At 70.8% G+C, this 24,540-nt stretch carries 23 protein-coding genes; 12 read left to right on the top strand and 11 right to left on the bottom strand.

Translation table 11 applies throughout. From position 1 onward, the window contains the following. The 7 genes from ACFWZH_RS28295 to ACFWZH_RS28265 all read left to right on the top strand — a co-directional run. On the top strand, nucleotides 1-334 hold a 334-nt coding region (locus ACFWZH_RS28295; RefSeq protein ID WP_384437152.1), incomplete at its 5' end, for a TIM barrel protein. Between the two features lie 30 nt (nucleotides 335-364). Further along, nucleotides 365-1,261, top strand: a complete 897-nt coding sequence (locus ACFWZH_RS28290; protein ID WP_384437149.1) for a 2-hydroxy-3-oxopropionate reductase — start codon at nucleotides 365-367, stop codon at nucleotides 1,259-1,261. A 4-nt stretch (nucleotides 1,262-1,265) separates the two neighbouring features. After that, nucleotides 1,266-2,348 carry a thiamine pyrophosphate-binding protein gene (locus tag ACFWZH_RS28285; RefSeq protein ID WP_384437145.1) on the top strand — a complete coding sequence of 361 codons (1,083 nt, stop codon included), beginning with the start codon at nucleotides 1,266-1,268 and terminating at the stop codon, nucleotides 2,346-2,348. Nucleotides 2,349-2,541: 193 nt separating this feature from the next. Beyond that, entirely contained in the window at nucleotides 2,542-3,999 is a 1,458-nt protein-coding gene (locus tag ACFWZH_RS28280; protein WP_384437142.1) for a catalase, read from the top strand. A gap of 570 nt (nucleotides 4,000-4,569) precedes the next feature. Further along, nucleotides 4,570-5,319, top strand: a complete 750-nt coding sequence (locus tag ACFWZH_RS28275; RefSeq protein ID WP_384437139.1) for a hypothetical protein — start codon at nucleotides 4,570-4,572, stop codon at nucleotides 5,317-5,319. A gap of 118 nt (nucleotides 5,320-5,437) precedes the next feature. Continuing rightward, complete coding sequence (locus ACFWZH_RS28270) at nucleotides 5,438-5,953, top strand: GNAT family N-acetyltransferase (RefSeq protein ID WP_384437137.1); 516 nt, start codon at nucleotides 5,438-5,440, stop codon at nucleotides 5,951-5,953. 94 nt (nucleotides 5,954-6,047) lie between these two features. After that, the gene (locus tag ACFWZH_RS28265; RefSeq protein ID WP_384437134.1) at nucleotides 6,048-6,428 is read left to right on the top strand and encodes an MmcQ/YjbR family DNA-binding protein; all 381 of its coding nucleotides are present in this window, start codon (nucleotides 6,048-6,050) and stop codon (nucleotides 6,426-6,428) included. 100 nt (nucleotides 6,429-6,528) lie between these two features. Here ACFWZH_RS28265 and ACFWZH_RS28260 read toward each other — a convergent pair whose 3' ends face one another. Beyond that, nucleotides 6,529-7,569 (bottom strand): hypothetical protein, encoded by a 1,041-nt coding sequence (locus tag ACFWZH_RS28260; RefSeq protein WP_384437131.1) that lies wholly within the window; start codon nucleotides 7,567-7,569, stop codon nucleotides 6,529-6,531. 144 nt (nucleotides 7,570-7,713) lie between these two features. On the opposite strand from ACFWZH_RS28260, the gene ACFWZH_RS28255 reads away from it, so the two are divergent. After that, on the top strand, nucleotides 7,714-8,253 hold the full coding sequence (locus ACFWZH_RS28255; protein WP_384437128.1) for an NUDIX hydrolase: 540 nt from the start codon (nucleotides 7,714-7,716) through the stop codon (nucleotides 8,251-8,253). Between the two features lie 25 nt (nucleotides 8,254-8,278). On the opposite strand, the gene ACFWZH_RS28250 is transcribed toward ACFWZH_RS28255, so the two are convergent. The 3 genes from ACFWZH_RS28250 to ACFWZH_RS28240 all read right to left on the bottom strand — a co-directional run bounded on the left by ACFWZH_RS28250 (nucleotide 8,279) and on the right by ACFWZH_RS28240 (nucleotide 10,916). Next, nucleotides 8,279-9,919, bottom strand: a complete 1,641-nt coding sequence (locus ACFWZH_RS28250; RefSeq protein WP_384437125.1) for an AMP-binding protein — start codon at nucleotides 9,917-9,919, stop codon at nucleotides 8,279-8,281. Continuing rightward, entirely contained in the window at nucleotides 9,916-10,230 is a 315-nt protein-coding gene (locus ACFWZH_RS28245; protein ID WP_384437122.1) for a hypothetical protein, read from the bottom strand. Before ACFWZH_RS28245 ends, ACFWZH_RS28250 begins: the two co-directional genes overlap by 4 nt. Nucleotides 10,231-10,532: 302 nt before the next feature. Continuing rightward, entirely contained in the window at nucleotides 10,533-10,916 is a 384-nt protein-coding gene (locus ACFWZH_RS28240; RefSeq protein WP_384437119.1) for a hypothetical protein, read from the bottom strand. A gap of 511 nt (nucleotides 10,917-11,427) precedes the next feature. On the opposite strand from ACFWZH_RS28240, the gene ACFWZH_RS28235 reads away from it, so the two are divergent. After that, nucleotides 11,428-11,685, top strand: coding sequence for a hypothetical protein (locus tag ACFWZH_RS28235; RefSeq protein WP_384437116.1), 258 nt, complete (start codon nucleotides 11,428-11,430; stop codon nucleotides 11,683-11,685). On the opposite strand, the gene ACFWZH_RS28230 is transcribed toward ACFWZH_RS28235, so the two are convergent. From ACFWZH_RS28230 to ACFWZH_RS28220, 3 genes are all read right to left on the bottom strand, one after another. Beyond that, the gene (locus ACFWZH_RS28230) at nucleotides 11,658-13,046 is read right to left on the bottom strand and encodes an ATP-binding protein (RefSeq protein ID WP_384437113.1); all 1,389 of its coding nucleotides are present in this window, start codon (nucleotides 13,044-13,046) and stop codon (nucleotides 11,658-11,660) included. The two genes, ACFWZH_RS28235 and ACFWZH_RS28230, sit on opposite strands and share 28 nt — an antisense overlap. Nucleotides 13,047-13,211: 165 nt before the next feature. Beyond that, nucleotides 13,212-13,601 (bottom strand): hypothetical protein, encoded by a 390-nt coding sequence (locus tag ACFWZH_RS28225; protein ID WP_384437110.1) that lies wholly within the window; start codon nucleotides 13,599-13,601, stop codon nucleotides 13,212-13,214. A gap of 92 nt (nucleotides 13,602-13,693) precedes the next feature. Then, the gene (locus tag ACFWZH_RS28220; RefSeq protein ID WP_384437107.1) at nucleotides 13,694-17,080 is read right to left on the bottom strand and encodes a hypothetical protein; all 3,387 of its coding nucleotides are present in this window, start codon (nucleotides 17,078-17,080) and stop codon (nucleotides 13,694-13,696) included. Between the two features lie 382 nt (nucleotides 17,081-17,462). Here ACFWZH_RS28220 and ACFWZH_RS28215 point away from each other — a divergent pair, with 382 nt between their 5' ends. Both ACFWZH_RS28215 and ACFWZH_RS28210 read left to right on the top strand, forming a co-directional pair. Continuing rightward, the gene (locus ACFWZH_RS28215; protein WP_384437104.1) at nucleotides 17,463-17,972 is read left to right on the top strand and encodes a hypothetical protein; all 510 of its coding nucleotides are present in this window, start codon (nucleotides 17,463-17,465) and stop codon (nucleotides 17,970-17,972) included. 205 nt (nucleotides 17,973-18,177) lie between these two features. Then, the gene (locus ACFWZH_RS28210; protein WP_384437101.1) at nucleotides 18,178-19,716 is read left to right on the top strand and encodes an FG-GAP-like repeat-containing protein; all 1,539 of its coding nucleotides are present in this window, start codon (nucleotides 18,178-18,180) and stop codon (nucleotides 19,714-19,716) included. Between the two features lie 103 nt (nucleotides 19,717-19,819). Here the strand turns inward: ACFWZH_RS28210 and ACFWZH_RS28205 are convergent, their stop codons facing one another. The 3 genes from ACFWZH_RS28205 to ACFWZH_RS28195 all read right to left on the bottom strand — a co-directional run bounded on the left by ACFWZH_RS28205 (nucleotide 19,820) and on the right by ACFWZH_RS28195 (nucleotide 22,963). Continuing rightward, entirely contained in the window at nucleotides 19,820-21,361 is a 1,542-nt protein-coding gene (locus tag ACFWZH_RS28205; protein WP_384437098.1) for an AMP-binding protein, read from the bottom strand. A 234-nt stretch (nucleotides 21,362-21,595) separates the two neighbouring features. Continuing rightward, the gene (gene dmpI / locus ACFWZH_RS28200; RefSeq protein WP_384437095.1) at nucleotides 21,596-21,838 is read right to left on the bottom strand and encodes a 4-oxalocrotonate tautomerase DmpI; all 243 of its coding nucleotides are present in this window, start codon (nucleotides 21,836-21,838) and stop codon (nucleotides 21,596-21,598) included. Nucleotides 21,839-22,006: 168 nt separating this feature from the next. Then, nucleotides 22,007-22,963, bottom strand: a complete 957-nt coding sequence (locus ACFWZH_RS28195; RefSeq protein ID WP_384437092.1) for a LysR family transcriptional regulator — start codon at nucleotides 22,961-22,963, stop codon at nucleotides 22,007-22,009. 79 nt (nucleotides 22,964-23,042) lie between these two features. Here ACFWZH_RS28195 and ACFWZH_RS28190 point away from each other — a divergent pair, with 79 nt between their 5' ends. Further along, nucleotides 23,043-23,591, top strand: a complete 549-nt coding sequence (locus tag ACFWZH_RS28190; protein ID WP_384437089.1) for a GNAT family N-acetyltransferase — start codon at nucleotides 23,043-23,045, stop codon at nucleotides 23,589-23,591. A 308-nt stretch (nucleotides 23,592-23,899) separates the two neighbouring features. Here ACFWZH_RS28190 and ACFWZH_RS28185 read toward each other — a convergent pair whose 3' ends face one another. After that, nucleotides 23,900-24,424 (bottom strand): hypothetical protein, encoded by a 525-nt coding sequence (locus ACFWZH_RS28185; protein WP_384437086.1) that lies wholly within the window; start codon nucleotides 24,422-24,424, stop codon nucleotides 23,900-23,902. Between the last annotated feature and the right edge of the window lie 116 nt (nucleotides 24,425-24,540).

Below are 24,540 nucleotides of genomic sequence, written 5' to 3'. Positions count from 1 at the left end.
GGCCATCGAGGTGGTCGACGCGGTGAACGCCGCGACCGGGCTGGACAACGCCCGGTTCCTGATGGACCTCTACCACCTGTCGATGAACGGCGAGGACCTGGCGGAGGTCATCGACCGCTACACCGCCAAGACCGCGCATGTGCAGATCGCCGACAACCCCGGCCGCGGCGCCCCCGGCACCGGCGAACTCGACTTCGACGATCTGCTCGACCACCTGAAGAAGGCCGGCTACGACGGTCTGGTCGGCCTGGAGTACAAGCCCGGCGACGGCCCCAGCGCCGGCGCCTTCGCCTGGCTGCCGGCCCCCCTGCGCGCGGCCACCCCCTCCTCCTGACGCACCCGCTTTGTTGAAAGAGGCACATCAATGAGCAACCTCCCCAAGATCGCATGGATCGGGCTGGGCATCATGGGCTCGCCCATGGCCGAGAACCTGATCAAGGCCGGCTACCGTGTGACCGGCTACACCCTCGAGGCCGACAAGCTCCAGCGTCTGGCCGACAACGGCGGCACCGCGGCCGGCTCCATCGCCGAGGCCGTCACCGACGCCGACATCGTGATCACCATGGTCCCGGCCTCCCCGCACGTCGAGGCCATCGCCTACGGCCCCGACGGCATCCTGGCCCACGCCAAGCGCGGCGCCCTGCTGATCGACATGTCCTCGATCACCCCCCAGACCTCCATCGACCTGGCCAAGGCCGCCGCCGACAAGGGCATCCGCGTCCTGGACGCCCCCGTCTCCGGCGGCGAGGCCGGCGCCATCGAAGCCGTCCTGTCGATCATGGTCGGCGGCCGGCAGGACGACTTCGACACCGCCCGCCCCGTCCTCGAAGCCCTCGGCAAGACCATCGTGCTGTGCGGCCCGCACGGCTCCGGCCAGACCGTCAAGGCCGCCAACCAGCTCATCGTCGCCGTCAACATCCAAGCCTGCGCCGAAGCCGTCGTCTTCCTGGAGAAGTCCGGCGTCGACCTCGCCGCCGCCCTCGACGTCCTGGGCGGCGGGCTGGCCGGCTCCACCGTCCTCGCCCGCAAGAAGGACAACTTCAAAAACCGCGACTTCAAGCCCGGCTTCCGCATCGACCTGCACCACAAGGACATGGGCATCGTCACCGACGCCGCCCGCACCGTCGGCGCGGCCCTCCCCGTCGGCACCGTCGTCGCCTCCCTCGTCGCCTCCCTGCGCGCCCAAGGCGACGGCGGCCTGGACCACTCCGCCCTCCTGCGCGGCGTCGAACGCCTCTCCGGACACACCACCGAAAGCTGAGTCCATGGCGGCGCAGCGGATGCCCGCCATACGGGCGGCCGTCCAGATCATGAAGGACGAGGGCGTCGACATCGCCTTCGGCTGCCCCGGCGCCGCCCTCCTCCCGCTGTACACGGCGATGGAGGAGGTCGGCGGTATCGGGCATCTGCCGGTACGCCGCGAGGAGGCGGCCGCACACATGGCGTACGGCTGGACCCGTACCAGCGAGCGGGTCGGCGTCGCCGCGGTACCCGCGGGCCCGGGGGCATCGCGGCTGGTCACCGGCCTGTACGCGGCCCAGCAGGACGCCGTCCCGCTGGTCTGCGTCACCGGCCGGACGGGGACCGGCCCGCTGCGCCACACGGCCTTCCGGCCGCCGGACCTGGTCCGGCTGGCCGGTCCGGTCACCAAGCGCGCCGAGCGGATCGAGGATCCCGAGCGGATTCCGGGGGCCTTTCGCGAGGCCTTCCGCATCGCGCGGGAGGGCCGCCCCGGACCGGTCCTGATCGATGTCCCGGCCGATCTGGCCGCGGCGGAGATCGCGTACGACGCCGAGCGCGGAGTCGGGACCGGGCCGCGGCCTTCGGGGGCCGGGTCCGCATACGGAGCGGCGCCGCGACCGCCGGCAGCGGCCGACCTCGGCGGCCTGCGCGCCCCGACGTCCGGGGCCCTGGCGTCCGGGACCCTGCCGGAGATCGCCGGACTGTTCGGACCGAACCCGTACGTCGTCAGCGGCGCGACGGGCAGCTACGCCCGCAGCGGCCCTCCCGGCTGGGAGGTGCCCGCCGCGATCGGCGTCCGCAAGGCACTGGACTCCCGGGGCGAGCCGGATGCCGAGGTCGTGGCGGTCGTCGACGGCCAGGGGCTGCCGCACATGGCCGAGGAACTGGCGGCCGCGGTGCGGCACGAGGTGCCGTTCGTACTGATCATGCTCACCCCACTCGACCACGAGGCGGACTTCACCGACCACGTGAAGCTCGCCGAGGCGTACGGCTGTGCGGGCCGCGACGTCCTCGATCCGGCGGAGCTCCGCTCGGCGGCCGAGTGGGCCCGCAAGGAAGCCGTCTCCACGCGGCGGCCGGTCCTCATCGAGGTCCGGGCCGCGTAGGGCTTCCCACCCGCTTCCGGGCGGTGGCCGCGCCGACACCTGTCCTGTCGCGCCCAGGCGCGGCCGCCGCCCGGAACACCCACCCGCACACCCACCCAGGTTTGTTTCAACAAACTGTTGACGTTTGGTCGGAGCTCTTCTTACGCTCCGACATGCGGAAGCCAACTTCCGCGCTCTCGTACGGAAGGTCACCATGTCGAAGCCCACGCTGACGACCGAGTCCGGCGCCCCGGTCGCCGACAACCAGAACTCCTCCACCGCCGGCGTCGGCGGCCCGATCATCCTCCAGGACCAGCACCTGCTGGAGAAGCTCGCGCGCTTCAACCGCGAGCGCATCCCGGAGCGTGTCGTGCACGCCCGTGGCTCCGGCGCGTATGGCTACTTCGAGGTGACCGACGACGTCACCGGCTTCACCCGGGCCGACTTCCTGAACACCGTCGGCAAGCGGACCGAGACGTTCATCCGCTTCTCGACCGTCGCCGACAACCTCGGCGGCCCGGACGCGGCCCGCGACCCGCGCGGCTTCGCCCTGAAGTTCTACACCGAAGAGGGCAACTACGACCTCGTCGGCAACAACACCCCGGTGTTCTTCATCAAGGACCCGATCAAGTTCCCCGACTTCATCCACTCGCAGAAGCGCGACCCCTTCACGGGCAAGCAGGAGGCGGACAACGTCTGGGACTTCTGGGCACACGCCCCCGAGGCCACCCACCAGATCACCTGGCTCATGGGCGACCGCGGCATCCCGGCGTCCTACCGCCACATGAACGGCTACGGCTCGCACACCTACCAGTGGACGAACGCCAAGGGCGAGGCCTTCTTCGTCAAGTACCACTTCAAGACGAACCAGGGCATCCGCAGCCTGAGCAGCGAGCAGGGCGCCGAGCTGGCGGGCAAGGACCCCAACAGCCACCAGACCGACCTGCTGCAGTCCATCGAGCGGGGCGTGTACCCCTCCTGGACCCTGTACGTGCAGATCATGCCGGCGGCCGAGGCGGCGAACTACCGCTTCAACCCGTTCGACCTGACGAAGGTGTGGCCGCACGCCGACTACCCGCTGCAGCGGGTCGGCCGGCTGGTCCTGGACCGCAACCCCGACAACGTCTTCGCCGAGGTGGAGCAGTCGGCGTTCTCCCCGAACAACTTCGTGCCCGGCATCGGCCCGTCCCCGGACAAGATGCTCCAGGGCCGGCTGTTCGCCTACGCCGACGCGCACCGCTACCGCCTGGGCGTCAACCACACCCAGCTGCCGGTGAACGCCCCCAAGGCGACGGTGGCCAACAACTACGGCCGGGACGGCTTCATGGCGGCCAACGGCTACGACCGGCACGCCAAGAACTACGAGCCGAACTCCTACGGTGGCCCGGTCCAGACGAACGAGGCGCTCTCCGCCCCGCTCGCCGTCTCCGGCCACACCGGCACCCACGAGGCCCCGGCGCACACCAAGGACGACGACTTCTTCCAGGCCGGTGAGCTCTACCGCCTGATGTCGGAGGACGAGAAGAACCGGCTGGTGGCCAACATCGCCGGCGGTCTCTCCCAGGTCAGCCGGGACGACGTGATCGAGAAGAACCTCGCGCACTTCCACGCCGCCGACCCGGAGTACGGCAAGCGCGTCGAGGCCAAGGTCCGCGAGCTGCGCGAGGACTGAGCCGCGCGCCACGAGCTGCGCCAGGGCTGACGGGAGGTCAGTTCCCCGGCGCATCCGTGCCGGCCGGCCCGTTGAGGGGTGGTCGGCCGGCACGGAGAGGCAGCGAGCTCCGCGGTACGCGGGGAGGTCCCAGTGCGGTGGCCGTGCTCGTCCAATAGGGAGGACGAGCCACCTTCCCCACCGCGGAGCCCGCCTGCTCCCCCACCCCCACCAGACTCCGTCCGGCGGTGCGATGTCCTGTCGCGCCCAACCCTCGCGCTGTCGGACGGGAACCACTGCACAGGGCCTGGAATCCGTACGGTCACGGATTCCGGGCCCTGTGCGTCGTCGAGCCGGTGCGGCGTCGGGGACGCGGCGGAACGCCGGTACGGCTCACGGCGTGCCCGGGGCACCGGATGCGGGCGGTGTGCGCCCGCCGTGCGCCCCGCGTGCGCCCTGGCTCCCCTCTCCGTTCTCTCTGCGACCTGGCGCCGTCGGTGGAATTCGTCCCCCGACGGCCGGCTTTGGAGAGACCATGGGGTCCGCAGCAGAATCGACCTGTCTGCCGTCCCAACCCGCCAGGAGCCGACCATGGCCGACAGCGTGCCGGTGCGGTGCCCCACGTGCCGCCGCGAGAACGCCTTCACCCCGCCCACCTTCCCGTGTGCCTGCGGTGCCCCGCTGACCATGCCCGTACTGCGCGGCGGCGTGCCCGTCGAGATACTCCACCGCACCTGGCAGTCCTCCTGGGTCGAGGTGCGCTGCGAGGTCTGCGGCCGGCAGGACGAGTGGCCGGCGCCGGAGTCCGGCTGTTCCTGCGGCACGGTCGTCCGGGTCCCGGTGGTCCCGGCGCCGACCCCGCCCCCGCCGAACTTCCCCTCGCCCGGCAGGCCCGCGCCCCCGTCCGCACCGGCCTCGGCCACCGACACCGACACCCCGCGCGCCGTCCTGCGGCCCGCCTTCCGGCCGGTCACGATCCGGACGGCCCGCGACTGCGTCACCGCCGCCGAGCAGTATCTGAAGTGGCTGGGCTACGCCGATGTCGCCCGGACCCAGGAGCGCACCGCCTCCGGCGTGGACCTGCGCGGCACCGGCGTCGTCGCCCAGGTCGACCCCTCGACCCGCTCCACCAGACTCCGCGAGATCGAATGCGTCTGGCTCAACGGCCTCAACGACTCGGCCATCGCGGTGTTCTTCTCCCTCGCCGGCTACGCCCGCGACGCCCGGGCCCGCGCCGACGATCTGCACATCCCGCTGTTCGTCATGGACCTCACCGGCACCCCGCAGCCGGTCAACGACCCGGCCGACGAACTGATCAAGTACGGCGCGGCAGGCCGGTGAGGGCCGCCCGCGGCCCCGCGCCGCATCCCCGCCGGTCCGCCGAGCCGCGTCGCACCGTCGCGGGACGGGGCCGGGAAAACCGGTCGCCGGGCCGGGCGGGACCGGCGACACTGGCCCGGTGATCATCGACGTACCGGTCCCCGCCGAACTGCCCGTGCTGCGCGGTGTCGAACGCGCCGCCGGGGAGGCGTTCCGAGCGCTGGGCATGGCCCCGGTCGCGGACGACGAGCCGCCTTCGTTGGCCCTGTTGGCGGAGTGTCAGCGCGCCGGGCGGGTGCTGGCCGCGTACGAGGGCGGTCTGCCGGTCGGCTATCTGCTGTGGGAGCCGGTCGACGGCTCCACCCATATCGAGCAGGTGTCGGTGCATCCGGACCACGCCCGACGCGGCATCGGCCGCAGGCTCATCGACCGGGCGGAGCGGGCCGGCGGGCCGTTCGCGCTGACCCTGACCACGTTCACCGAGGTGCCGTGGAACGCGCCGTACTACGAGCGCATCGGCTTCCGCACGATGGCCGACGCCGACCTGACGCCCGGCCTGCGGGCGATTCGCGCTCAGGAGGCGGCGCTCGGCCTGGATCGCTGGCCGCGGGTGTGCATGCGGCGCGCGCCCGGCCGGCCGGGCGGCGGGACCTGACCGGCCGGCCGGGTCGGCCGGTCGCGGCCGGAGTGGCGGCGGCCCCGCTGTGACGGCCGGTCAGGTCACCGGGTGTGCCGCCTATATTGGCGGGATGATCAACGCCCGTGCGCTCCGCTCCGCCTGTCTGGACTTCAACGGCGCGACCGAGGAGTTCCCCTTCCCACGGCATCCGGACGTGTCGACCTTCAAGGTCGGCGGCAAGATCTTCGCGCTGTCCACGCTGACGGATCTGCCGCTGACCGTGAGCCTCAAGTGCGAGCCCGAGCTGGCCGAACGGCTGCGCGCGGCGCACCCGGAGGTGGTGCCGGGCTATCACCTCAACAAGCGGCACTGGAACACGGTGTCCCTGGAGGGCTCCCTTCCCGACCGGTTGGTCCTCGACATGATCGAGGACTCCTACGACCTCGTGGTGGCCTCGCTCCCCCGCGCCCAGCGGCTGCTGCTCGACTGGCCCGGAGAGCGGCAGCACTGAGCGACGGGCCGGGGCGCCCGAGCCCGCGGGCGGGCCGGGGCGTCGGCGTCTGCGGACGGGCCGGCCGGGCGGCCAAGCCGGCGGGCGGGCTCCCCCGGCGCTATCCGGTCTTCAGGCCCAGGCCGTAGAACGTGACGTGATATCCGTCCATGTACGTGGCCTCGCCACCGACTATCAGGTCGGCGGGCGTCCCCACCCCCGCGGCCCGTGCGGTGGCCACCAGCGTCTCGGCCAGCGCCCGGCCCTTGGGCTCACCGGGGCCGCCGGCGTCGATACGCCAACGCGGGTCATCGTCGTCGGGCCACAACTCCCCCGTCGCGGGGTACTCGGTGACGGTGCCCCACCCCAGGGCCGCCGGGTCCGCGGCGTCCGACGCGAAGCAGCCCAGCGAGAGCCGGTCCCGGCAGGTGATGTCGAAGAGGAGCGGGGCGCCGCCCTCGGCCAGCCGCCCGTAGACCGGCATGGCCAGGGACGTGCCGAGCGCGGTCGTCTCGGCCGGCAGGGTGTCCAGGAAGTCGCCGAGCGCCCTGGTCACCGTCTCCCAGCTCTGGGCATACCAGCCGCCGGGGAAGCCCAGGCCCGCGTTGGACGCGTCGTTGCGGCTGCCGAAGAAGCCACTGATGGAGTGCTCCTCGCCGACGCCCTGGCGCCAGAACCAGTTCTCCACCGGATCGGTGGGCTGGAGGACCAGCTCGGGTCCGGTCTTCGCGGCGCGGAGTTCGAGGGTGTCGGGCCGGTCGCGCCAGCGCACGAACGGGGTGCCCCACAGCGGCCCGGAGTCGTAGAACGGCCCCAGGTCGCCGTGCACGCCCATGACCGACGGCTTGCCGAGCGCCGCGGTCAGCTCCTCGCGCACCGCGCGGAAGGCGGCGGCCTGAGCGGCCGCGTCCGGCTCGGCGGGCCGCACCGGCACGGCGAGTTCGAGATAGCTCTCCCCGCCGACATAGCGCTCCTCGATCGAGCCGACCGGGCGCAGCCGGGCGTCGCCCTCGGCCCGCCCCGTGCCGATGACCGGCCCCGCGCCGGAGTCCTGCCAGGTCCAGCCGAGCCCGGCGACCAGCGCCCGCGCGCCCTCCGGCGTCCAGCCGCCGGCGTCCGCGCCCCTGAGCCGCCGCGCCAGCTCCGCCACACTCTCGGTCATCGTCCCGTCCCCGCTTCCCCGTGGTTCGTGCCCAGCGGCGCTTCCCCGCTGTTCCTTCACCCCTTCATCTTGCCGGGTGGGTCTGACAATCGATCGAGGCGGCCTGCCGTCCGGCCGTCCGCGGGCGCGACGTACCCTGCTGCGATGCGAACTCCCCGGCAGGCGGCGCGAGTCGCCGTCCTCGATCCCGACGGCGCGCTCTTCCTCTTCCGATACGACAACGAGGAGGTCGGTCGCCACTGGGCGATGCCCGGTGGCGGGCTGGACCCCGGGGAGACGCCCCGCGCGGGGGCCCTGCGCGAACTGCGCGAGGAGACCGGCTGGCGCGACCTCGAACCGGGCCCGCTGCTGTGCACCTGGGAGCACGACTTCACCCTGCACTCGGCTGCCGGCTCCGCTCCCGCAGGGGGAACCCCGGCCGGCGTCCCGGTGCGCCAGCACGAGCACATCTACCTCGCCCACGGGCCGCGCAGGGACCCGGCCGAGGGAGTGGCGGCGGCGCATGCGGACGACCGGATCCTGGAGTGGCGGTGGTGGAGTCCGGCCGAGCTGGCCGTGACCGCGGACGCCCTCTGGCCTCCGCTGCTGCCCGGTCTGCTGGCTCCGTGGCGCGGTACGGCCGGCGGGGCCGCGGTACCCGAGCCGGTCGAGCTGGGCTACGTCCCGAACACGGCGGTGCGGTGAGTCCGCCCACCGCACCGCCCGTGCCTCACCGCGGTACCGGCCCCAGCTCCTGGGCCAGCCGCTCGCGCAGCTCGACCTTGCGCACCTTGCCGCTGACGGTCATCGGGAACGCGTCGAGGATCTCCAGGTATCGCGGCACCTTGTAGTGGGCGAGCCGGGAGCGGCAGTAGCGGGCCAACTCGTCGCGGGTGAGGGGGTCCTCGGGGTCGCGGAGGATCACGCAGGCGGCGATCTCCTCGCCGTATTTGTCGTCGGGGACGCCGACTACCTGGACGTCGGCGATCTTGGGGTGGGAGTAGAGGAACTCCTCGATCTCGCGCGGGTAGACGTTCTCACCGCCCCTGATGATCATGTCCTTGATGCGGCCGACGATCCGGACGTAGCCGTCGTCGTTCATCACCGCGAGGTCACCGGTGTGCATCCAGCGCGCGGCGTCGATGACCTCGGCGGTGCGCTCGGCGTCCTCCCAGTAGCCGAGCATCACGCTGTAGCCGCGGGTGCACAGCTCGCCCGGCGTGCCACGGGGCACGGTCACCCCGCTCGCCGGGTCGACGACCTTGACCTCGATGTGCGGCAGCACCCGTCCGACCGTGGCGGTGCGGTGCTCCAGGTCGTCGTCGCGGCGGGTCTGGGTGGACACCGGTGAGGTCTCGGTCATGCCGTAGCAGATGGACACCTCGGCCATGTGCATCTCGGCGACCACCCGCTTCATCACCTCCTCCGGGCACGGCGAGCCCGCCATGATGCCCGTACGGAGCGAGGAGAGGTCGTACGAGCCGAAGTCGGGGTGGTTGAGTTCGGCGATGAACATCGTGGGGACGCCGTAGAGGGAGGTGCAGCGCTCGTCCTGGACGGTCCGCAGGGTGGTGGCGGCGTCGAAGGCCGGGGCCGGGATGACGATGCAGGCGCCGTGGGAGGTGATGCCGAGGTTGCCCATCACCATGCCGAAGCAGTGGTAGAAGGGCACCGGCAGGCACACCCGGTCGTGCTCGGTGTAGGCGATGGTCTCGGCGACCCAGTAGCCGTTGTTGAGGATGTTGTGGTGCGAGAGGGTGGCGCCCTTGGGGAAGCCGGTGGTGCCGGAGGTGTACTGGATGTTGACCGGGTCGTCGGCGGTCAGGGTCCGCTCGCACTCGGCGAGCCGGGTGTGCGGGACGGCCGCGCCGGCGGCCAGCAGTCCGCCCCAGGTCGGGTCGCCGATGTAGACCACATCGCGCAGCGCCGGGCTCTCGGCGCGCACCTGCTCGATCATCCGGCGGTAGTCGCTGGTCTTGTGGTGGATCGCGGAGACCAGGACGGTGATGCCGGCCTGTTGGAGGACGTAGGCCAACTCGTGCACCCGGTAGGCCGGGTTGACGTTGACGAGGATCGCGCCGATCTTGGCGGTGGCGTACTGGACGAGGACCCATTCGGCGCAGTTGGGCGCCCAGATGCCGACCCGGTCGCCCTTGCCGACCCCCTTGGCGAGCAGGCCGAGGGCCACCTCGTCGACGGCGCGGCCCAGTTCGGTGTAGGTCCAGCGGCGGCCGCTCGCCACCTCCACCAGCGCCTCGCGGTCGCCGAACCGGGCGATGGTGCGGGCCAGGTCGGCGCCGATGGTGTGCCCCAGCAGCGGCCGCTCGGCGGCCCCGCTGGCGTACGACAGCTCCTGGTGCGACGGGCTCATCGGTGGTTCTCCTCCAAGTACTCGGCGCCGCCGTCGCCCTGCGCGGTGCGCTCGCGCGGTGCGATACGGCGGATCTCGCCGGAGACGGTCTTCGACGGGTCGGCGAACTCCAGCCGCCGGGTGCGCTTGTGGGGGGCCAGGGCTTCTCGGGAGATCTCGTCGTCGGACGCCTTCCACGGACCGCCGTCCGCGGGGGACATGTCCCGGCTCAGCATGAGCCGGAGGTCGACCCGCCCGCGAACCCCAGGGGGCGCAGGCGTCACTCCGCTGTCCGGGAGGGACTCCCCCGGCGTGTCCGTCAGCGTGTCCATGAGCCGCTCCCTGAAGCCCGTCTTCAGCCCTTGCTGCCCTGCGGCGGCAAGGTTGCCGGGCGGAGCGGAGAGGCCGCTCCGGAGGCAACCCCTACGTGCCTTGTGCAGCATGGCATCCAGCGTGCCCCGAGGATCCCTGGCGCGCCTACCCTTTCGCCCTGCGAAGATCGGCTCGCCCGATCGCCCGGGCGTCATCCGTCAGCAGGGGAACGTGGCGCGTCCGCCCGCGGAAGCACGCGCCCGCACCGTCGTCGCGCCGGCGCGGGGTGGCCGGCGGACCCGGTCGCGGCTCGGGCCGTACGTCACCGGGTCTTGTTCCGGTCGAACCACACCGTGCCCAACGTCGGCGCGAGCCCTGCCCAGAACAGTACCTGCGGCAGCAGGCGGTCCGTCCAGGGAACTTCGGCGATCAGCAGGGCGCACAGCATGGCCCAGGCCGCCTGGGCCAGCACGATGCGGGGCCACCGGCGGCGGCGTATCAGCGACCGCACGTTGAGCTGGACGCCGGCACGCCGTCGCCGGTAGCGCAGCAGGGCGCCGACGAGCCAGATGGCGGTCGCCACCACGAGGAACCACAGCCGCTGGCCGAGTGGCAGCGGCAGCTCCCTTTGCACCTTGCCCTCGACGGCGAACAGGTCCATCGCCGTCCCGGCAAAGCCGACGCAGAGCAGGGCGAGCCACCGCACCCCGCGCAGCATGCGGTACGTGGCCTGGTCGAGACCGCGCTGCAGCTCGGCGGAGTCCGGTGCGGCGGCCAGTCCGGTGGCGTAGAGGTCGGCTGCCCGGGTGGCCTTGACGCCCGGGGCCTGGGCAGCCTTCCGGGTCTGCGCGGCCAGTGCCTCCGCGTGGGTGGGGTCGAGCCGGAGGATGGCGCGTTCGAGCTGGTCGGCAAGGGTGGTGTCGAGCGAGAAGGTGGCGATCTGGTGGGCGATCTCGTGGGCGTAGACCTCCTCGGGGCCCAGCCGCAGCGCCTCCGCGGCCAGGTCGGTCGCCTCGCGCAGGACGTGGTCGCGCTCGTGGGCCGGGGGGGAACTGGGAGCCGTTCGCCTGGACGTAGCGGACCAGCGACATGCGGCATACGGCGTCCGCGAGCATCGCGTAGCCGTACCAGTGGTGCGGGTCGGCCCGGACCGCTTCCCGCAGTACCGGCTCGGCCTCGCGCCATGCCCTGTCGGGTATGCGGGTCAGTGCCTTGGCATGCAGGATGAGCGCGAAGAAGTCCCCGGGAGCCAGCTTGAGTGCCTCGTCGGCCGCATGAAGGGCTGGTTCCGGTTGCTCCGTGTACAGATGGCAGTAGCCGATCTTGATCCAGGCGCGCAGGTCGCCGGGGTCCTCGGCGAGGTGCTGCGACAGCAGGGCTCGGGCCTGGTCGTAGCGCTTGAAATCGATGAGGGCCTGGGCCTGTTCGACGGCCGAGTTCGGTTCGGTCACAGCTTCCGCTTCTTCTTCAGGTAGGCCACCAGGTCGTCGTACATCCCGCCGTCGTTCGCGTACATCGCCACGTTGCGGGCGGCCGCGAACCACGGCTCCGTCGAGGGCGCGATCCGCCCTGCCGCGGTCAGCAGGTCCTTCATCCCGATCAGGCGTACGGTCCCGGTACGGGCCGAGTCCAGCAGCGCCTGTTCGGCCGCCGCCTCGCAGACATGGGCCAGATCGGCACCGGACAGGCCCTCGGTGGCCTTGACGAGCTTGCCGAGGTCGACGTTCTCGATGGGCCGCTCACGGAGGTGATAGCGCAGAATCGCCTCCCGGGCCGGCCCGTCGGGCGGCAGCACCAGCAAGGTCCGGTCCAGCCGGCCGGGGCGGCGCAGGGCGATGTCCACGTCCCAGGGCACATTGGTGGCGGCGAGCACGAACACGCCCTCGTTCGCCTCCGCCTCGACGCCGTCCAGTTCGGTCAGCAACTGGTTGACGGTGTTGCGCATACCGCTGCTCTGGGTACGGCTGCGTTTCCCGCCGAGCGCGTCCAGCTCGTCCAGGAAGACCACGCACGGTGCCTGGCGGCGGGCGGTCTGGAAGAGCTCGTGCATGTTCCGTTCGGAGTTGCCGATCCACATGTCGAGCACATCGTTGACCGACACGGACAGGAAGTTCGCCCCCAGCTCACCGGCGACGGCCCGCGCGATGAAGGTCTTGCCGCAGCCGGGCGGCCCGTACAGCAACAGGCCCCCGCGCAGACTCTTGCCGTACAGGCGACGCAGCTCCGGATTGCGCAACGGCGCCAGAAAGGCAGCCTCCAGCCGCTCCTTGACCTCCTGCATGCCGCCGACATCCGCAAGGCGGACGGCCCCGGGCCGCTCCACATCCCAGGCGGCGGCATCCCCAGGATCACCGCCGCACCCGTCAACGGTGAGCGGCGCCTCCACGAACCGGGGCGGCACGACATCGCCGACCTGATCCTCGGCGGCGATCCAGTCGAATCCCGGGCCCGATGGGGCGGACACCGGAGTGTGCCCGGTGGTGGGGCCCTGCGGCGGTTCGGCGGCAGGGGCCGGAGGTTGCTCCGGCGCCGGAGCCGTCGGCGGCACGGACGAGTGGGCGCGAGGTTCGCCGGGCACCGGGACCTGTGACGGCGCGGAAGGCGCGGCTTCGCCGGGCGTGGTCGCCGAAGTACCTGTCAGGGCCCGGACCATCAGCTCGCGTGCCTGGACATCACCGGGCGCGTGCTGCAACGCCACGGAGACCTCTCCCACCGCGGCGTCACCGTGCCCCGCGCTCAGCAGCAACTCGGCGAGGTGCAGCCGCAGGGGCACGTCATCGGGCGCCGCCGCGACGGCCGTACGCATGCTCTGTATAAGGGGGGATTCCGCCGACATGACCCGTACTTTACGGAATCCAGGAGAGTGACTTGCGGGTGCCCTCGATGTGCTCTGCGCTCAACCTGCTGACAGGTAGTCGCATGCCCCGCCCACGGAGAGGACAGGCTGCACCCCGACCTCCCGGAGGGAACGCCACACTTCCGCCGAGCGCGTGATGCTCCATCACCTCACAAGAACGGCGCCCAAGAGGCCTGCGGCGATGACCGACGAAACCGTTACCATCGGGCACCACTTGGGGAACTCATATCCGTCCCGCCTTATTCCTCTGCGCTGTTCTTCACGGTATTCGAGATAGGGCTTTCTGTAAGGAAGCAAACCGATCGTGAGCCCCGTCCACGCGAACGAGTACAGGACCAGCATCTGCTCGGCGCTCCAGTGCTGGAACTGGAGTCCCCCTACCGCGATCATGCCGATGCAGCACCCGACGGAAACCACAAGGCACAGCACCGTCGCCTTGCGCATCTTCACGTACCTGTCTACGACGAAGCAGAAGAGGAAAGTGGCGAAAGCTGCCATGAGCAGCAAGTAGGGGAGGGGGAGGCGAGCCAGCACGCCGGTCCTTTCGATCGCACTCAAGGGTTGGCGGCGGGCGCCCCGCCAACCCTTGAGCATTTTTTACAGCATACCCGTTTGATCCGAGCGGATCAGGATCCCAGCCAGCCGGTGATCGGCGATATGAGATCGTGTCCGAACTCCGTTATTTTGGAGCCGATCTTCGTGAGCCTTCCGGCTTCCTTGAAGTCGGCCAACGCTCCGATCCACTTGGACTGACCAAAGGTGATCAAGCCCAGAGCGGCACTTCCGATGGATTGCCTGAATTCATGGCTGTCCACTCCGTAGCCAATTCCGGTGAACAGGACGTTGAGTCCGCTGGCGGCGAGGGAGGCGTATCCTGAGTACTTCGCGATGCCCGCGAAGACCGCTGCGGGAAGCTCGGCACCGAACACGCCGAGCGTTCCGGCGACGAGGCCGGAACCAGCAGCGACGAATCCGGTGATGATGCTGATCTGATTGGTGACGTCTGCCAGGTCCCGAGCCGTCTGCTTCCACCAGGGAAGTTTCTTGGTCTCATCGTTCTCCGGGGTGTCAGCAGGGTTCTTTCCGGCCTTCTTGGCCTTGTGGGATTCCTGAGCTGCCTTCTTGGCCGCCGCCTCGATTTCGGCCTTTCGCTTGGCCATGACGATCTGGTGCGCCTTGGTCGCGGCTGCTGCCGCCGTCTTGGCGTCCTTGCCGGCCTGGAGGGCAAAAGCTCGGGCGGAAGCGGCCGAGGACTGGGCCGAATTGGCCGAAGCCACCGCGCGACGGGCGGCGTCCACAGCGCGATTGGCGGAGTAATTGGCTGAGCGTCCGGCCAATCGGGCGTTGGAGGCCGCCTGCTCGGCCTTGTCGGCCGAGGCTTTTGCGTCCTTGGCCGACTGCTCGGCCGCGTCCGCGTGGGCATCCGCCTGCCTCGCGTAATGGGCGGCCTGCTGGGCCGAATTCTTCGCCTTGTCCGCCCACTTCAACGCATCAGTGGCGGCGTCACGGGCCTTCGCCGCCGTCTCCTGCGCACGGGCGGCATCCTCCTGCGCCTTGTGCGCGACCTTTGCGGCACCGGCGATCGCGCCCTGAATAGCGGCGATGTGGGTGGCGGAGTCGTGGTCGAGCTGCGCGGTCTTGTACTGGACCGAGTCGAGGAAGTTGCGGCGCATCCATGCCGGGCCTTCCAGCGCGGCCTGGGCATGGGCCTTGGTGTAGGGGCCCGCCTTGGCGAGGAGGGTTGCGGTGGCGACCGCGTCGTCCTCCCGCTGCGCTGCCTCGAACGTGCTGCTGAGGAAGTCGTACACCGCCTTGGCGGTTCCAGCGTTCAGGGCGTCGTTCGCCGCCTTCTTCACCGCGCGGCCGGGGTTGCCGGCCAGGATGCGGGCGATCGCCACGCGGTTGTCCATCGCAGCGGCTTCGATGACACCGGTCCTGAGGAACGTCGTCGCGGCTTCCGGGGCGTCGCTTTCCAGCGCCTTCGTCGCGGCATCGGCGACGTCCGGAGACGAGATCTGGGCGAGATAGAGGACGGTCTCCCTGTCGTCCTGCTGCTGCGCGATCTGCCGGTCGGTGTCGATCCAGGCATGGATGTCGGCGTCCGTGCCGGACAGGGCGAATCGCGCGGCCTCCCGCGACCAGGTGCCATGGGAGTTCATCAGGGCAATGGCCGCCTCGCGCCCGAGGGCGGCGGCGTGCCCCGCATCGCCGGACTTCAGTGCCGACTCAGCTCGGGAGACGAGGTCCTTCGTGGCCTGCTCCGCCTGCTCGGCCTGCGTACGCCTGCCGGCGAACTCCGCCTTCTCCTGCTCTTCGATCTGTGCGAGCAGGCGGGTCTCCTCGGTCGCCTGCTTCCTGTCCTCGTCCAGACGCTGCCACTCGGCGTCCCGCGCCTGCTTCTCCACCTTCGTCGCCTTGGTGACGGCGTCGGTGGCGATGTTCGCGGCATCGGTGGCCGCGTTGGCGAAGTCGGTGGACTTCTTCGCGTACTCGACGGCCTTGCCCGCGTACTTGGCCGCCCACTCGGCGGCCGCCGCGGACTTCTCCGCGTGTTCTGCCGCGTTGTTCGCGGAGTCGCGTGCGTCGCGGGCGGCCGAGGCTGCCGTGCCCGCGAGAGCTTGCGCCGTGCCGGCGGCGTTGGTGGCGATCGAGGCGTTGGCGCCGGCGATCCGGGCCTGCCGCTTGGCCTCCGCCGCCAGGGCCTGCGACTTGCCCGCGGCTGAGGCTGCCGTGGCGGAAGCGTTCGCGGCAGCGGCGGCGTTGCGGGCTGCCGAGGCGGCGGCGGACCCGGCGCTCGCGGCCTGGTCCGAGGCCGAGGCGGCGTAGTCGGCGGCCTTCGCCGCGCTGCGGGCCTTGGCGGCGGCATAGCGGGCCTTGACGGCTGCGTCCTTGGCGGCGGATGCCTGGGAGGCGTCCTTGGAGGCAGCGATGGCCGCGCTGTATGCCTTGGCGGCGGCGGACCCGGCGATGGCTGCCGCCTGGTCGGCGGCGGTGGCGGCGTAGGCGGCGCGACGGGAGGCTTGGACAGCGGCATGGGAGGCACGGATGGCGACGCGGGCCGAGTCGGCCGCACCTTGCGCGGCCCCGGCCGCCTTGCGCGCGGCCTTGCCGGACCTCTTCACGTCGTCCTGGGCCGCCTTGGCCTCCGCCGCAGCTTCCTCCGCGGCTTTCTTGGCCTCCTTGGCGGCCGACTTGGCACGGGCGGCAGCCTCCTCGGCGAGCTTCGTCTTCGCTTCGGCCTGCTTGCCTTCGCGTTCGACGACCGCGACGAGTTCCCCGATCGTCGCTGCTTCCTGATCGCGGGCGCGGGCGAGGTGCTGCCCGGTGTCGAGGAACCATGCGACGTCGCTGCCGGTGCCGTCCAGGGCCCGGGAGGCGTACTTCTTCACCTCCGGTCCCGCCTCCACCAGGATCTTGGACACCTCGAAGCGCAGGTCTTCCAGGCGGGCGGTGTACTGGCCTTCGGTCAGGTATTTCTCCAGCGCGGGCCGGGTGTCTGCGTCCAAGGCGGCACTGCCCTCGCGGCGCACGGCCTTGGCGCCGGTCGCCATCACGGTCGCGGTCGCCACTCGCAGGTCTTCCATGATGCCCGTCTTGAAGCCGCCCTTGAGGTAGTCGGCTATGGCGGCGTCGCCGCCTTCGAGCGCTTGGGAGGCGTCGCGCCGGGTGCCCTTGCCCCCACCTGCCAGGGAGGTGGCGACGGCGACGCGGTTGTCCTCCACCGTGGCCTTGGGGAGTTCGACGGTCAGGAAGGTGCGGACATCGGCATCGGACCCGACCAGCGCCGCCTCCGCGGCGGCGCGAGCGGCCTTGCCACCCAGCAGCCACGCCTTGACAGCCTTCGCCCGGTCCGTGTCGGGCAGGTTGAAGGGGTCACCGTCCTCACCGTTGGCTGGCAGGGTGTCAGCTCGGGCGGCTACGGGGCTCAAGACGAGGCTTGAGGCGGCGACGGTCGTGGTGGTGGCCGCCAGGGCGCCCAGAACACGCCGCCTGCTCCAAAAGGTGCTGTCCACAGTGGTCCTTCGCGGGATCGGTGCCTGGCGGGTGGCGCACCTGTGGCGGCATCCCCCAGGCAGAGCGTTGTGCCAATCGCCGTCATGTCCCGGAACCGGGGTGCAAGTTCAACAGGACACGACAGGTGCGCCTCGTGACCATATGCAAGTGAAGAGCACCTTTACCAATGGAAGATCCCTGTAAAGGGATGAGAAAGAACACAAAGAACTTTTGTCCCGTTTTGTTGGTTAATTTCCAGTTCTCAAGGTGGCATCAAGTAGACGTAACTGTTTGAATTTGGCCCCTCCGTGGCCAAAAAGCGCATGAGATGCCAAGAACCGCCCATCTCGGGCAAGGCCGGCGCGGCACGGCTCAACTCACCTTTCGCACGAGGAACCTTGTATGAAGCTCTCACGGCGGATCATCGCCACTGGTGCGGCTGTCGCAGCTTGCGTCGCCGCGGTGGTCGCCACCTCGTCCTCCTCCCCTGCCGGCGACTCCGACGCACCGGTGTCGGTGGCCGACGGTCAGCCCGGCTATGTGGTCGAGCACTTCGATTACCCGGGCGCCGACAAGATCAAGGAAGAGAAGGGGATCATCCTGAAACGCGGCGACGGCCACATCACCCTCGCCGACTGCTCCTCTGCCACCGGGCTGCTGGAAGTCTGGTCGCGCAAGAACGACAAGATTTGCTTCCGAACCACCGGCACCTCCGGTCACCTCACCCTGGAGGTCCCCTCGGTGTTCGTCATCAAGGGCTCGGCAGATCACGCCGCCGACGTCACCCTCACCGCGCCGAAGACAACGGCGCAAGAGGTCGAGGTCTCCAAGGGCGAGTGGAAGCCGGTCGGCGAGGCCGACGATCCGCAGGGTCGTGAACACGTCCTGGTCGAGATCCGCACCAGCAAGTAAGCGCATACCGAACTACGCGCACGCAATGCCCGGGTGGAGCAACACATTGCGATGGCAGTCACCTCTGCTGCACGCGAGGTCGACGCACCGCACTTCCGCACCCCCCGGGGGATCGCCCAGTTCGCGTCGCTGATCTCTCGCTCCGACTGGGCCGGCCGCTTCGGTACCGGTCCGGCGCCACACTTCACACCTTTCAAGGACCATCATGTCTGGAAAGAGCTCACGCACCGCGTGGACTGCAGGTCTTCTGGCCGCCGCAACGGCTGCGACCGGCCTGGTCACCGCTTCGCCGGCCACCGCCCTCTCGGGCGCCGAAGTCCACAACGCTGCATACGCGTTCACCGCGAAGATCAATGTCGCCGAGCAGCAGGCCTGCTCGGGAGTCCTGGTGGACCCGCAGTGGGTTCTCGCCTCCGCACGTTGCTTCGCCGACGGCGGCGAGCCCGCCCGAGCGGGCAAGCCCGCGCTCAAGACCACCGTCACGGTGGGCCGTACCGACCTCACCCAGTCCGGGGGGAAGGTCGTGGACGCGGTCGAACTCGTACCGCACGCCGACCGCGACGTCGTGATGGTCAAGCTCGCCCGCCGCGCCCTGGGCATCACACCGGCGAAGCTCGCCACCAGCGGCCCGACCGCGGGCGAGCAGCTGGCAGTGACGGGTTTCGGCCGCACCGAGGCCGAATGGGTCCCCGACAAGCTGCACTCCGCAACCTTCACCGTCTCCTCCGTAGCCGGAGGGGACGTCGAGCTCAACGGCTCCGACCAGGCCGTGATCTGCCAGGGCGACGCCGGCGGCCCCGCCCTCCGCACGAAGGACGGCACCCTGGAACTCGTTGCCGTCAACAGCCGGTCCTGGCAAGGCGGCTGCTCGGGAATGGATCCGAAGGAAACCCGTAGGGGCGCGGTCGACGTGCGCGTCGACGACCTTGCCGGCTGGATTCGCCAGACCGCCTTCCGCGCCCAGGACGACGTCACCGGGGACGGCATCGCCGACCTCGCCGCCGTCTGGAACGACGGCGCCCTGCACCTGTATCCAGGTGATGCCACCAAGGGACTGAGCGGCCAGAACATCGCCCAGCCCGGCGGAACCAGCTGGAAGACCGTGAAGCAGCTCGCCAAGGGCGACTTCACCAACGACGGTGTCGCCGACCTCATGGCGATCTGGAACGACGGGAGCCTCCACCTCTACAAGGGGGATGGCCAGGGCAGGTTCGCCTCGGAGACGATCGTCACCGAGGGCGGCAAGACCTGGGGCACGGTGAAGCAGCTGACGGCCGGCGACTACGACGGCGACGGCATCGCCGACCTCATGGCAGTGTGGACCGACGGCACCCTGCACCTGTACGAGGGCAAGGGCGACGGGCAGCTCGCACCACAGGTCAAGGTGAACACCGGCGGCAACACCTGGGGCACGGTGAAACTGCTGCCGGGCGGTGACTTCAACGGCGACGGCATCGCCGACCTCATGGCGGTCTGGTCCGACGGCACCTTGCACTACTACCCCGGTGACGGCACCGGCCAAGTCGGCAAGCAGGCTCCCGTACCGGTCGGCGGCAACACCTGGGGCACGGTCCGCCAGCTGACCGCCGGTGACTACACCGGTGACGGCATCGCCGACCTCTTGGCCATCTGGACCGACGGCACCCTCCACCTCTACAAGGGCGACGGAAAGGGCCGCGTCGACACCGCCACCACCATCCCCTACGGCGGCAGCTCCTGGAAGACCATGCTGCAGTTCGCCTGAACCACCCGTCCCGCCGGATGGGGTCCTCCGCTCGGGCCCGGCAGTGATGCCGGGCCCGGCACACAAGGGCGGCAAGGGCGGCTCGGCGTCAGGAGCAGGCCCCTCAGTTGACCCCCCGTTCGAGGCCGGTCCAATACGGCTGCCGGAGCTTGAACTTCTGGATCTTCCCTGTGGCCGTGCGAGGGATGGAGTCGCGGAACTCGACCGACGTGGGGGCCTTGTAGCCGGCCATGTGCTGCTTGCAGTGGGCGATGATGTCGGGCTCCTGAGCCGTCGCGCCCTCGGCGAGGACCACGAGGGCCTTGATGGTCTCGCCCCATTTCTCGTGCGGCACGCCGATGACGGCGACCTCGGCGACCGCCGGGTGGCTGAAGATCACGTCTTCCACCTCGATGGACGACACGTTCTCACCACCGGTGATGATCACGTCCTTCTTCCGGTCCGAGATCGTGAGGTGGCCGTCGGTCTCGTCGAGCACGCCGCCGTCGCCGGTGTGGAACCAGCCGTCCTCAAGGGCGTCCTCGGTCTCCTCCGGCTTTTCCCAGTAGCCGTTGAGCACCGTGTTCGAGCGGGCCAGGACCTCGCCGGACTCGGAGACCTTCAGCTTCACCCCGAGCCCGGGCAGTCCCGCTCGGGACAGCTTGCGCGCCCGTTCCCCGGCGGGCAGGTCCACGTCGGCCGGCCGGGTGCGGTTGAAGGTGAGGAAGGGAGAGGTCTCGGTGAGGCCGTAGAGCTGGGTGAACTCCCAGCCCAGTTCCTCCTGCACACGCTGGATCGTCCTGGTCGGTGGGGGAGCGCCCGCGCAGACGATCCGCACGCGGTCGCGGCCCGGGATCTCGCCCGCCCACGTCGCCGCGGCGTCGAGCACCATGTTCCACACGGCCGGCGCACCGCACATGAGTGTGACGCCGTGCTCCTCGACCCGTCGCAGGATCTCCGTACCGTCCACCTTGCGCAGCACCACCTGCTTCGCGCCCAGGCCCGCCATGACGTACGGCATTCCCCAGCCGTTGCAGTGGAACATCGGCAGCGTGTGCAGGTACACATCGCGTTCCCATGCCCGGGTGTGCAGGCCGAAGGTCAGGCCGTTGACCCAGATGTTGCGGTGGGTCAGCTGCACGCCCTTGGGCCGGGCGGTCGTACCCGAGGTGTAGTTGATGGTCGCCGTGGCGTCCTCGTCCGGGTGGGACCAGGGACGCGGCTCGACTCCGAACCGCATCAGCTCGGTGTCGGTCTGCTCGCCGAGGACGAAGCGGTGGCGCGCCTTGACGCCGGAGAGGGCGTCGTCCAGCTCCGGGTCGACGAGGAGGACCGAGGAGCCGCTCTGCCGGACCACGTACTCGACTTCGTCGGGCTTGAGCCGGAAGTTCACCGGCACACAGATGCGGCCGCTCATGGGCACCGCGAACAGCAGCTCCAGCAGCCGCGCGGAGTTGTGGCTGACCACCGCCACCCGCTCGCCCTCGGCGATCCCGAGCGCGTCCAGACCGGCCTGCCACGCACGGACCCGTTCACCGAACCGGCCGTACGTCGACACGGGAACCGGCAGCGCGGGCTGATCCGGCTCGTCGACCACCCCCGGACTGCCGCGGAAGCCCAGTTCGGCCCGATCGAGGAAGTCCGCGATCGTCATCGGTGTCCGCATGCTCTCTCCTGTACCCGGCAACCACCACGTCTGGAAGGGGAGTCTGCCACCTGCCGCACCTGCCAGCAGCGAATTCGGCGGCTTACGCGTCGGCGGCGGTCAGAGGGCGGGCAGGCGGCCGCATGGGGAAGGAGAGGTCCGTGAGGCGCACGGTGGGCTGCGGGCGCCGGGGTCCGGGCACCTCGGCGCGTGCGGTGGGCCGGCCCTCCCCCAGGCCGGCCCCGCCGCGTCGTCCTACTTGTCGGCGGTCAGCGTGCCCGCGGCGCCCCAGCTGTCGGTGGGCACCTCCTGTATCCAGACCTGAACGGTCTCGGCGGGAATCTTGTACGCGTCCACGAACGCGTCGGTGATCTGCTTGACCAGCTCCCGCTTCAGCTCGACGCTGCGCGGACCCTGCTGAACGGTGACGATCGGCATGGCTGAACTCCCTTTTCGCGTAAGGCGGTCCGGTGCTTGACCGGCATGTACGCAGTCCATCGCGAACGCGGCGCGCGACCAAGAAGCGGATCGCGCACACAGCGATCACCGATCGAGATCGAGCGGTCGGGATCGAGCCGTCGGGATCGAGCGGTGGGGTGGGTGCTGCGGGCCCGACCGGCCCGGGGCGCGGCCCGCGGACCGCCCGACCCCCGGCCGGTCCGGTCTTCAGCGGGCGCTCTGGCCGCCGCCCGTCGCCGCGCAGGCCCGCAGCAGCAGGTCGAGCCCGGCGGGCGGATCGCTGCGGCGTACCGCGAGGTAGGTCGTGAGCTCCATGCCCGGGTTGCGGAACGGGAGGAAGGCGACCCTGGGGATGCTCAGCCGGGCGGCGTGCGAGGCGTAGACGACGGTCCACAGGCCGTGCTCCGGGCCGCCGGGCGCGCCGATCGCGGTGAGGGTGTCGTCCAGGGAGCCGTACCGGGGGCCCGGTACGGGGGCGAAGCCGGCCTCGTGGCAGGCGTTGACGACCAGGTCGACCAGGGCGCGGTTGTTGCGCCGCTCGGTCAGCACCAGCGGGACGGCCGCCAGGTCGGTGAGCGCGATCGTGCCGGGGCGGGCGGGCATGGGGGCACCTCCCGTGCCCTTAAGGCATGGGGGAGGGTGGCGGGCCGGGACGACCGCGACCAGCGGGTCCTGCCACAGCGGGACGAAGCTCAGGCCGTCGCGGCCGGCGCCGTCCGGGTCGCCGCGCAGGAACGCCGCGTCCAGCTCGCCGGCAGCCACCTGGTCGAGCCGCTGCTGGGCCCGTGCGGACACCAGCTCCACCCCGATCTCCGGGGCGAGACCGGCCAGTGTGTCGAGCACCCGGTCCAGATGGGCGCCCAGGCCCGTGCTCGTGCCCAGGCGCAGGGTGCGGGCGCGGCCGGCGGTCAGTTCCGCGACGACGGCACGGGCCCGCTCCTCGGCGGCCAGCAGCGCTCGCGCCTCGGGCAGGAACCGCTCGCCGACGGGCGTCAGCCGCACCTGGCGCGACGACCGGTCGAACAGCTCGGTCTGCAACTCGCGCTCCAGGCGGCGGATCTGCTGGCTCACCGCCGACTGCACGATGTGCAGCCGCTCCGCCGCCCGCCCGAAGTGCAGCTCCTGCGCGACCGTGACGAAGTAGCGCACCTGACGCAGTTCCACGCCTTCCCCTTCCCGGCCGGCTCTTCCCAGCTGGTCAATTCGCTTGCCGCACGCCCTGCGGCCTCGGCATCATCCCCCCATGATCAATGCCCGCGCACTCTCCGAGAAGCCGGTCCTCACAGGTGACCGGATCCGGCTGGCGCCGCTCGGCCTACGGCATGCGGCCGCCTTCCACGCCGGTTTCCTGGACGCCGAGACGCGCCGGCTGACCGGCACGCACCGCGACTGGACCCTGGCGGAGCTCGAGGCCTGGTGCGCGGGGGCCGCGGAGCGCGCGGAGCGCCTCGACCTGGCCATCGAGGACCGCGAGACCGGTGCGTTCCTGGGGGAACTCGCGCTGAGCCAGATCGACCGGGACAACGCGAACGGCAGCTTCCGCATCGCCCTCGCCGCGGAGGCCACCGGCCGCGGCCTCGGCAGCGAGGCGACCCGTCTGCTCCTGGACTACGCCTTCGAGCGCGTCGGCCTGCACCGCGTCCAACTGGAGGTCTTCGCCTTCAACGCGCGGGCCCGGCGGGCGTACGAGAAGTGCGGCTTCGAGGTGGAGGGCCGGATGCGCGAGGCGCTCCACTGGGACGGCGCGTGGCACGACGTGCTGGTGATGGCGGCACTGGCGCCGCGGCCCTAGGGCGGGTCCGATGGGTCATGGCCGGGTCCGCGGCGTCTGGCACGGCACCTCGCGGCGTTGCCGAAACGTCCCAATAGCTCCGCTATCGAGACGCTCCGGCGCCTTGCGATGCAGCTCGGCATCCAAAGGAGCACATGAGGAGCCGAGACGGAGTTCGCGCAGCGAACGCAGTGCACCAGACGCCGCGGCCTATCCGACCCTGACCCATCGGACCCGCCCTAGTCGCGACTGCCCTGTCTGCGACGGTCGCCCCATGGCTGGTGAGGTACGACGGTGCGCGTTGGGAGATCCACGGCAATGACGCCGCTTCAGGCGGTGATCACCCCGGCGTCGCGGCCTTGGGCCGACGACGGGAGCGAGCCCGGCGCCGGCAGGCCCGCCTTGGACCGCCAGTGGGCAGGGGTGTGTGTGCCCTCGTCCTTGAGCCAGCCGGTGAGTCGCTGCGCCATCAGGTCGAACGCGAACCCCAGGGCGAATGCCTGGTAGTCCGCCAGTTCGGTCAGCAGCACGGTGTCCGCGTCCAGGACATGGGTGGTATGCCGTTCCGCGCATCCGCACGCCACGTTCACCGCCAGGTAGACGCTGTCGCAGAACTCTCCCGAGCAGTCCGCGTCCAGCAGGAACGACAGCCGGTCGCCGGCCTCGTCGTACACGGTGATCTCCGTCGACAAGGATTCCGGCCCCCACTCCCACTCCACTGGAATCCCCGGCGGGCAGGCCTCGGCTATCCGTGCGGCCGCATGCCGCACGAGGGCGAAGTCGTCCTCCCCGGAGTCGGGGAACAGTTGCTCAAGAGGCGCGTCGTCCAGGCGCCCGCGGCGCGGGGTCGTCATACGGCCGATCCTCGCCGTGGGGGGGGGGGCGCGGGGCGCCGCCGCCCGGCGCGCGCGCCGCCCCGCCCCCCCCCCGGCCGCGCAAACAAAAAAAAAAAAAACACACACACCCACAA

Origin of the sequence: Streptomyces sp. NPDC059008, from assembly GCF_042749045.1 — a bacterium.
Classification (GTDB): Bacteria; Actinomycetota; Actinomycetes; order Streptomycetales; family Streptomycetaceae; genus Streptomyces.
The sequence above is the reverse complement of the archived record's forward strand: the minus strand, read 5'-3'. Positions and strand labels throughout refer to the sequence as shown.

Bases quoted from the DNA above. Each gene is read 5' to 3' on its own strand.
- ACFWZH_RS28235 (WP_384437116.1), top strand. From the start codon at position 11,428: ATGCAGGATGAGCGCGAAGAAGTCCCCGGGAGCCAGCTTGAGTGCCTC.
- ACFWZH_RS28230 (WP_384437113.1), bottom strand. From the start codon at position 13,046: ATGTCGGCGGAATCCCCCCTTATACAGAGCATGCGTACGGCCGTCGCG.
- ACFWZH_RS28290 (WP_384437149.1), top strand. From the start codon at position 365: ATGAGCAACCTCCCCAAGATCGCATGGATCGGGCTGGGCATCATGGGC.
- ACFWZH_RS28250 (WP_384437125.1), bottom strand. From the start codon at position 9,919: ATGAGCCCGTCGCACCAGGAGCTGTCGTACGCCAGCGGGGCCGCCGAG.
- ACFWZH_RS28280 (WP_384437142.1), top strand. From the start codon at position 2,542: ATGTCGAAGCCCACGCTGACGACCGAGTCCGGCGCCCCGGTCGCCGAC.
- ACFWZH_RS28260 (WP_384437131.1), bottom strand. From the start codon at position 7,569: ATGACCGAGAGTGTGGCGGAGCTGGCGCGGCGGCTCAGGGGCGCGGAC.
- ACFWZH_RS28245 (WP_384437122.1), bottom strand. From the start codon at position 10,230: ATGGACACGCTGACGGACACGCCGGGGGAGTCCCTCCCGGACAGCGGA.
- ACFWZH_RS28215 (WP_384437104.1), top strand. From the start codon at position 17,463: ATGAAGCTCTCACGGCGGATCATCGCCACTGGTGCGGCTGTCGCAGCT.
- ACFWZH_RS28185 (WP_384437086.1), bottom strand. From the start codon at position 24,424: ATGACGACCCCGCGCCGCGGGCGCCTGGACGACGCGCCTCTTGAGCAA.
- ACFWZH_RS28285 (WP_384437145.1), top strand. From the start codon at position 1,266: ATGGCGGCGCAGCGGATGCCCGCCATACGGGCGGCCGTCCAGATCATG.
- ACFWZH_RS28190 (WP_384437089.1), top strand. From the start codon at position 23,043: ATGATCAATGCCCGCGCACTCTCCGAGAAGCCGGTCCTCACAGGTGAC.
- ACFWZH_RS28255 (WP_384437128.1), top strand. From the start codon at position 7,714: ATGCGAACTCCCCGGCAGGCGGCGCGAGTCGCCGTCCTCGATCCCGAC.
- dmpI (WP_384437095.1), bottom strand. From the start codon at position 21,838: ATGGACTGCGTACATGCCGGTCAAGCACCGGACCGCCTTACGCGAAAA.
- ACFWZH_RS28210 (WP_384437101.1), top strand. From the start codon at position 18,178: ATGTCTGGAAAGAGCTCACGCACCGCGTGGACTGCAGGTCTTCTGGCC.
- ACFWZH_RS28265 (WP_384437134.1), top strand. From the start codon at position 6,048: ATGATCAACGCCCGTGCGCTCCGCTCCGCCTGTCTGGACTTCAACGGC.
- ACFWZH_RS28275 (WP_384437139.1), top strand. From the start codon at position 4,570: ATGGCCGACAGCGTGCCGGTGCGGTGCCCCACGTGCCGCCGCGAGAAC.
- ACFWZH_RS28205 (WP_384437098.1), bottom strand. From the start codon at position 21,361: ATGCGGACACCGATGACGATCGCGGACTTCCTCGATCGGGCCGAACTG.